This is a genomic window from Azospirillum sp., from assembly GCF_035628975.1.
Lineage (GTDB): Bacteria > Pseudomonadota > Alphaproteobacteria > Azospirillales > Azospirillaceae > Azospirillum.
Genome location: NZ_DASPIS010000001.1, coordinates 23,472 through 31,374 on the forward strand (window position 1 = coordinate 23,472; position 7,903 = coordinate 31,374).

Sequence of the window (7,903 nt, forward strand, 5' to 3'; positions counted from 1 at the left end):
TCCATGAGCCACGCCCTTTCCCGGATTTCCACTCCGTCCAAACCCGTCGTCAGCGTCCGCGGCCTCATCCGCAACTTCGGCAACGGCAATGTGCTGGACAGGCTGTCGCTCGACCTTCAACCGGGCTCCTTCACCGCCCTGCTCGGCCGATCCGGCTGCGGCAAGTCCACGCTGCTGCGCACGCTGGCGAAGCTGGACCAGGCGCCGGAGGGCACCGTGCAACTGCCGGAAGAACGCGCGGCGGTGTTTCAGGAGCCGCGGCTGGTGCCCTGGATGCACGTCCTGCGCAACGTCACGCTGGGGCTGCGCCATCCCGATGCCGAAGCCCGCGGCTTGGCGGCCCTGGCCGAGGTCGGGCTGTCCCACCGTGCCCGTGCCTGGCCGCTGACCCTGTCGGGCGGCGAGGCGCAGCGGGCGGCGCTGGCCCGCGCCCTGGTCCGCGAACCGCGGCTGCTTCTGCTCGACGAACCCTTCGCGGCGCTGGACGCGCTGACCCGGATGCGCATGCAGGGGCTGGTGGAGACGCTATGGCGCGCCCATGCCCCCGCCGTCCTGCTGGTGACCCACGACGTGGACGAGGCGCTGCTGCTTGCCGACCGCGCCGTGGTGATGGCGAACGGCAAGATCGCCGCCGACATCCCGATCCCGCTCGCCCGCCCGCGCCGCCACGGCGACCCCGGCTTCATCGCGTTGCGCTCCCGCCTGCTCGCCGAGCTGGGCGTCGATGAGGAGCATCTCGCCACACGGGAACCGCAGCGCACCGACGCCAGAACCTCCGGCGCGAAGCCCGGCGGCTACGGCCTGCCCACCGGTGCCGCCGCAGCGCCCAGCCTCTGACCACCGACAGCCTCCCATACCCTCGTCACCGAAAACAGGGGACCAACGCCATGACGTCCACTCATGATTCCGCCACCCACCCGCTTCGCTTCGTCGGCTTCGTCGGCAACCACAATGCGTCGGAGATCATCCCGCGCCAGGGTCCGGTGGTGGATCGCGATTACATCGAGACGGTCGCCAAGGCACATGAGCTGGGCGGCTTCGATTCGGTGCTCCAGGCCTTCCACGCCGACGCACCCGACAGCCTGCAGGTCAGCCAGCACATCACCAGCGTCACCGACCGGCTGGGCGTGCTGATCGCCCACCGACCCGGTTTCCAGGCGCCGACCATCCTGGCCCGCCAGCTCGCCACGCTGGACCAGCTGAGCCGCGGCCGCGTCGCCATCAACGTCATCACCGGCGCGGAGCGCAGCGAGCTTGCCCGCGACGGCAACACGGTGGACGACAAGGACGACCGCTATTCCCGCACGTCGGAATTCCTCGACATCGTCCGCGCCGAATGGACCAGCGACAAGCCCTTCGACTACCAGGGCCGCTTCTATCAGGTCGAAAAGGCATTCTCGCAGGTGAAGCCCTACAACCCGTCGGGCATCCCGGTGTGGATCGCCGGCGCCTCCGCGGCCGCCGTCGAGGTGGCAGGGCGCCATGCCGACACCTATGCGGTGTGGGGCGAAACCCATGATCAGGTGCGCGAGCTGCTGGCCCGCGTGCGTGCCGCCGTCGCCAAGGCCGGCCGTCCGCAGCCGGCCTTCAGCCTGTCTCTGCGCCCGATCCTGGCCGAGACCGAGGACGCCGCCTGGGCCAAGGCCGAGGCCACCTACGAGAAGGCCAAGGCGCTGCTGGAGAAGACCGGCTTCAGCCGTGGCGAGCTGCCGAACAACGAGGGTGCCCGCCGCCTGCTGTCCATCGCCGACAAGGGGCATCGCCACGACAAGCGCCTGTGGACAGCCATCGCCGGCCTGACCGGGGCCAAGGGCAACTCCACCTCTCTGGTCGGCACGCCCGATCAGGTCGCCGACGCGCTGCTGGATTATTACGACCTCGGCGTCACCACCTTCCTGATCCGCGGCTTCGACCCGCTGCCCGACGCCATCGCCTATGGCCGGGATCTTCTGCCGCGCGTCCGCCAGTTGGTGGCCGAGCGCCGACGCGCCCAGGCCGTCGCGGCGGAGTGAGCGTGCTGCTCCAGAAGCTTCCCCCCCTTTGCTTCCCATCCTTCGCGAAGGCCCACGAACAATGACCGCGAATTCGGCCCTTTCCCTACTGCGCCCATTGGCCCGCCCCCTGTCCCGCCGCGGCCTGATCGCAGCCGGCGCCGTCACCCTCGCCGCTCCCTTCGTCCTGCGCCGGCGGGCTGTGGCGGCCGAACCGCTGCGCCTGTCCTGGAATGCCGGCGCCGTCTGCTTTTCCGCCGTGCCGCTGGCGTTCCAGCTCGACCTGTTCAAGAAGCATGGGCTGGAGGTGGAGCTGATCAACTTCACCGGTTCCACCGACCAGCTGCTTGAAGCCATAGCCACCGGCAAGGCCGATGCCGGCGTCGGCATGGCCCTGCGCTGGTTGAAGCCGCTGGAGCAGGGCTTCGACGTGAAGATCTCCGCCGGCCTGCATGGCGGCTGCATGCGGCTGTTCGGGGCCAAAGAGGCGGGGGTGAAGACCGTGCTGGACCTGCCCGGCAAGACCATCGGCGTCAGCGACATGGCCAGCCCGTCGAAGAACTTCTTCTCCGTCGTGCTGACGAAATTCGGCATCGACCCGAACAAGGACGTCGAATGGCGCCAGTTCCCCGCCGACCTGCTGGGGCTGGCGGTGGAGAAGGGCGAGATCCACGCCATCGCCGACGGCGATCCGCTGGTCTGGCGCCACACCAAGGACCCACGGATGGTGGAGATCACCAACAATGTCTGCGGCGAGTTCGCCACCCGCACCTGCTGCCTCGTCGGCGTGCGCGGCAGCCTGCTGCGCGACAACCGCCCGGCGGCCAAGGCGCTGACAACGGCGCTGATCGAGGCGCAGCACGCCGCTTATGCCGACCTGCGCGCCGCCGCAGCGGCCTACGCCCCCTTCGCTCCGAAATTCCCGGTGGAGGAGCTGGAGGCGATGCTGCGCAGCCACGCCCACAACGTCACCCCCATCGGCGATGAGCTGCGCCAGCAGTTGGCGCTCTACACCGACGAGCTGAAGAGCGTGTCGGTCATCAAGCGCTCCACCGACAGCCAGCGCTTCGCCGGGCGCATCACGGTCGACCTCGCCTGATTTCCACTCCACCCTAGCGGAAAAGCCTGCCATGCCCTTCGATGACCTGCCCTTCCCGGCCGCCAAGTTTGGCGAGCCCCGCACTGCTCCGGTGGTCGACCCGTCGCTGATCGCAGCCCTGTCGGCGGAGTTCGCGCAGCGCGCCGGCGAGCATGACGCCGCCGCCAGCTTCCCGTTCGAGAATTTCGACCGGCTGGCGGATGAGGGGATTTTGGCGCTGGTCACGCCGGAGGCGGCAGGCGGCAAGGGCGGCGGGCTGGGGGATGCGTTGGCGGTGGTGAACGGCATCGCCCGCGGCGAGCCGTCCACCGCGCTGGTTCTGGTGCTGCAATATGTCATCCACAACCAGCTCTGGCGCGGGTCCGCCTGGCCGGAGGCTCTGCGCGACCGCATTGCCCGCTCCGCCGCGACAGACGGTGCCCTGGTCAACATCCTGCGGGTGGAGCCGGAGTTGGGCACGCCCCACCGCGGCGGCCTGCCGGCCACAATGGCGCGCAAGGTGCCGGGCGGTTGGCGCATATCGGGAACCAAGATCTACTCCACCGGCGTTCCGGCTCTGTCCTGGCTCGGCGTCTGGGCGCGCACCGACGATGCAGAACCGCTTGTCGGCACCTGGGTGGTTCCGCGCGGCAATGGTTTGGCGGAACAGGGGATCGAGGTGCGGGAAACCTGGAACCACATCGGCATGCGGGCCAGCGGCAGCCACGAGGTGGTGTTCCACGACGTCTTCGTGCCCGACGACCATGCCGGAGAGCTGCGCCCGCCCGCCGGCTGGGCCGCCCCCGATGCGGTCGCCACCGCCTGGATGTCCGCCCTGTTCAGTGGCGTCTATGACGGCATCGCCCGTGCGGCACGCGACTGGCTGATCGGCTTCCTGCAAGCCCGCAGGCCGACCGGGCTCGGCGGGGCTTCGCTGGCCACAGTTCCCCGCCTGCAAGAGGCGCTGGGCGGGATCGAGGCGCTGCTGCTGACCAACCGCATCCTTCTGCGCTCCCTGTCGGCGGCGGTCGATGGCGGCACTCCGCCTTCGCAGAGCGACGCACTGCTGGTGAAATACACGGTGACCAACAACGCCATCGACACGGTGGCGCGGGCTCTGGAGGTCACCGGCAATCCCGGCCTGTCACGCGACAATCCATTGGAGCGCCATCATCGCGACGTCCTGTGCGCCCGCGTCCACGCTCCGCAGAACGACATGATTCTGGCCGGCGCCGGGCGCGCCGCCCTTTCACCGCAAAGCCCGTGAGAAGAAATTCATATCCTGTTGTGAAGTATGCACTCGGTATCCGTCAGTATTTCACAATATTTAAGACGAACGTGATGAAAATTTTACTTATCTGCATTGGCTCGATGAAGATGTGGGACGATTGCCAACATGGACCGCCTGTGGAACCATGCGGCGAGCGTTCATCATTGCCAGCCGCGCAAGCCGCCCCTTTGCCACGCCGCTTGAGCGACCAAGTCCCGGAAGGGAGCGATCGCGATGAAGAAGACCGCGGCCTGGTTGGCGGTGCATGCCCTGGAGCAGTTGGGCGTCCGGTATATTTTCGGCATCCCGGGTGTCCACACCACCGAACTCTATGACGAATTGAACAGCAGCGCCCTTATCACGCCGGTCCTGGTGACCCACGAGGGCGGCGGCGCCTTCATGGCCGACGCGGTCAGCCGGGTGTCCGACACCGGCATCGGTACGCTGGTGATCGTGCCGGCGGCCGGCTTCACCCATGCCGCCAGCGGCATCGGCGAGGCGTTCCTCGACGGCATCCCCATGCTGGTGCTGACCGGCGGCATCCGTAGCGACACCGGGCGGCGCTACCAGCTGCACGGCCTGGACCAGCTTGCCTTGGCGGCAGCGCTGACCAAGGCGGCGTTCAGGGTCGAACGGCACGAGGACGTGGTCCCCACCCTCTTCGACGCCTATCGCATCGCCACCGGCGGCCAGCCCGGCCCGGTGCTGGTCGAGATTCCGCTCGATCTGCAGCTCTTCCCCGGCGAGGCCGGCGCGGTGCCGCGCTGGACGCCGCCTCCTTCCCCGCCGCCGCCCGATCCGGTGCTGATCCGTCGCGCCGCAGACCGTCTGCTGGCAGCTGGACGCCCCGGCCTGTTCGTAGGCTGGGGCGCACGCGCCGCCACCGGCCAGATCGCAGCCCTGGCCGAGTTGCTGCACGCGCCGGTAAGCACCACCCTGCAGGGGTTGGCCAGCTTTCCCGCCGATCATCCCCTCCATGCCGGCTTCGGTTTCAGCCCGTCGGCGGTCCCGGCAGCCCGCAACGCCTTCAAAGGCTGCGATGCCTTGCTGGCGGTGGGCACCCGCTTCGGCGAGATCCCGACCGGCAGCTTCGCGGCAGCGGTGCCTCCGGCGCTCATTCACGTCGACATCTGCCCCGAGGTGATCGGTGCCAACTATCCTGCCGAGACCGGCATCGTCGGCGATGCCGCGACGGTGCTGACGGCGCTGGTCGAGGAGATCCGCCGCCGTGGCGGCCGGGCCGGCGATGCGGACGGGCTCGCCCGGCAGATCGCGCGCGACAAGGCTGCCTGGCGCGAGGAATGGTATGCCCACGACAGCCGGGGACGGGTCAACCCCGCACGCTTCTTCGACGAGCTCCGCCGGCAGATGCCCGACGACGCCATCGCGGTTCTGGACGACGGCAACCACACCTATCTCGCCGCCGAGCTGTTTCCCATCCATCGCGGTGGCCGCCTGCTGACACCCAGCGACTTCAACGCCATGGGCTACGCCGTGCCCGCCGCCATCGGCGCCAAGCTGGCCCGGCCGGAGAAGGACGTGTTCGCCGTGGTCGGCGACGGCTGCTTCATGATGACCTGCATGGAGATCGCCACCGCGGCGGCACGGGGGCTGGGCATCGTCTTCTTCGTCTTCCGCGACGGCGAGCTGTCCCAGATCGCCCAGGCCCAGCAGATCCCCTACAACCGCAAGCCCTGCACGACGGTCGGCGTGCTGAACGTGGCCGGCGTGGCCCAGGCGACCGGTGCGGCCTATGTCTTCATGCCCGACGACGCCGGCATCGCCGCGGCCGTCGGCGAGGCCCGCGCCCGGGCGAAGCACGGCCCGGTGGTGGTCGAGGTCGCCATCGACTACGGCAAGCGCACCGCCTTCACCAGCGGCACCGCCAAGTCCACCTTCCGCCGCTTCCCGCTGTCGCAGCGCCTGCGCTTCGCCGGCCGGGCCCTGCTGCGGCGTGCCACGGGTTAGAGCCCCCGCTTGGGGGCGATCTCGTGCATCGGTGCTCCCGGAATGCCCTGCTCCTGCCGGCTGCCGGCACATCGGGTGCCCTGGCGCGTTATCGAGCCCATCAGGCTACTCGGGGCCGCAAGTCGGCGGACACGCGTCCCCCGCAGGGTGGTGACCACGGGCTTATCCGACGGGGAATCCCCAAGGGCGGCAAGCCTCATGAGGCCGCGAACACTCCAATGGAGCAAATCCGCGCCACCGATGGGCATGGTAGGCCTGGAGAACTTCGCTGCTTGGGAGGGACGCCGTGCTGCTGGTCCTGCTGCTGTTGCTGTCCATCGCCTTCATCGTGCTCGCCACCGCGCGGCTGAACCTGCACCCCTTCCTGGCGCTCCTCATCACTGCGTTCGGCTTCGGCATCCTGTCCGGCATGCCGTTGGCCGAGGTGGTGAAATCGGTGAACGAGGGGTTCGGCGGCACCATCGGCTCGATCGGCATCGTCATCATCGCCGGGACCATCATCGGCGTTTTCCTGGAGAAATCCGGGGGCGCCTTCCGCCTCGCCTCCAGCATCCTGCGCATCACCGGGGAGAGGAACGCGCCGCTGGCCATGTCCGTCATGGGCTATCTGGTTTCCATCCCGGTGTTCTGCGATTCCGGATTCGTCATCCTGTCGTCCCTGAACAAGGCTGTGGCGCGCAAGGCCGGGATCAGCCTAGCCGCCACATCCATCGCGCTTGCGCTCGGACTGTACGCCACCCACACCATGGTGCCGCCGACCCCTGGGCCGGTCGCCGCGGCGGGCATCCTCGGCGCCGACCTGGGGCTCGTCATCCTGTGGGGCATGGCGATCGGCGCCGTCGCCACAGCCGCCGGCTGGCTGTTCGCCATCCTGTTCGCCGCGCGCGTGCCGATCGAGCCCTACCGTCCCGACGAGGAACCCGCCCGCGACGCGCCGCAGGCCGACGCCGATGCACCGTCGGCCGGCAAGGCGCTGGTTCCGATCGCGGTTCCCATCCTGCTGATCGTGCTCCGCTCCATCGCCGAGCTGCCGGCCAAGCCGTTCGGCACGGGCGGCCTCGTGCCGGTCCTGTCCTTCCTGGGCCAGCCCGTCGTGGCGCTTCTGATCGGCGTCGGGCTGGCGCTGATGCTGCCGAAGCGGCTGACCCGGGAGATGCTGTCCACCTCAGGCTGGGTGGGACAGGCCGTGATCGATGCGGCGATCATCATCACGATCACCGGCGCCGGCGGCGCGTTCGGCAAGGTGCTGCAGAACTCCGGCATCGCCAAGGTCATCGGCGAGAGCCTGGCGAGCGCCAACCTCGGGATCTGGCTGCCGTTCCTGGTGGCGGCCGGCATCAAGACGGCGCAGGGCAGCAGCACCGTCGCGATCATCACGACCGCCGGCCTCATGGCTCCGCTGCTGCCGGCACTGGGCCTCGACAGCGACACCGCCAAGGCGCTGGTGACCGTGGCCATCGGCGCCGGGGCGATGGTGGTCTCCCACGCCAACGACAGCTTCTTCTGGGTGGTCACGCAGTTCTCGAACATGACCACGCGCGACGGCTATCGGCTGCAGACCCTGGGAACCCTGATCCAGGGGACGGTCGGCGCCCT

6 protein-coding genes are annotated in these 7,903 nt (G+C 69.1%); all 6 read left to right on the plus strand.

Annotation, left to right across the window (positions count from 1 at the left end):
* Positions 1 to 3 precede the first annotated feature (3 nt).
* Positions 4 to 837, plus strand: a complete 834-nt coding sequence (locus VD964_RS00110; protein WP_324864282.1) for an ABC transporter ATP-binding protein — start codon at positions 4 to 6, stop codon at positions 835 to 837.
* A gap of 50 nt (positions 838 to 887) precedes the next feature.
* A complete protein-coding gene (locus VD964_RS00115; protein WP_324864284.1) occupies positions 888 to 2,012 on the plus strand; it encodes an LLM class flavin-dependent oxidoreductase in 1,125 nt (374 codons plus the stop codon).
* A gap of 61 nt (positions 2,013 to 2,073) precedes the next feature.
* Positions 2,074 to 3,090: an ABC transporter substrate-binding protein gene (locus VD964_RS00120; protein ID WP_324864286.1), complete on the plus strand. Its 1,017-nt coding sequence runs from the start codon at positions 2,074 to 2,076 to the stop codon at positions 3,088 to 3,090.
* 31 nt (positions 3,091 to 3,121) lie between these two features.
* On the plus strand, positions 3,122 to 4,336 hold the full coding sequence (locus tag VD964_RS00125) for an acyl-CoA dehydrogenase family protein (RefSeq protein ID WP_324864288.1): 1,215 nt from the start codon (positions 3,122 to 3,124) through the stop codon (positions 4,334 to 4,336).
* Between the two features lie 237 nt (positions 4,337 to 4,573).
* A complete protein-coding gene (locus VD964_RS00130) occupies positions 4,574 to 6,307 on the plus strand; it encodes a thiamine pyrophosphate-binding protein (RefSeq protein WP_324864290.1) in 1,734 nt (577 codons plus the stop codon).
* 286 nt (positions 6,308 to 6,593) lie between these two features.
* Positions 6,594 to 7,903, plus strand: a 1,310-nt coding sequence (locus tag VD964_RS00135; RefSeq protein ID WP_324864292.1) for a GntP family permease, incomplete at its 3' end; no start/stop codon positions are given.

Coding starts and splice junctions, on each gene's coding strand:
- VD964_RS00115 (WP_324864284.1), top strand. CDS start 888: ATGACGTCCACTCATGATTCCGCCACCCACCCGCTTCGCTTCGTCGGC.
- VD964_RS00125 (WP_324864288.1), top strand. CDS start 3,122: ATGCCCTTCGATGACCTGCCCTTCCCGGCCGCCAAGTTTGGCGAGCCC.
- VD964_RS00110 (WP_324864282.1), top strand. CDS start 4: ATGAGCCACGCCCTTTCCCGGATTTCCACTCCGTCCAAACCCGTCGTC.
- VD964_RS00120 (WP_324864286.1), top strand. CDS start 2,074: ATGACCGCGAATTCGGCCCTTTCCCTACTGCGCCCATTGGCCCGCCCC.
- VD964_RS00130 (WP_324864290.1), top strand. CDS start 4,574: ATGAAGAAGACCGCGGCCTGGTTGGCGGTGCATGCCCTGGAGCAGTTG.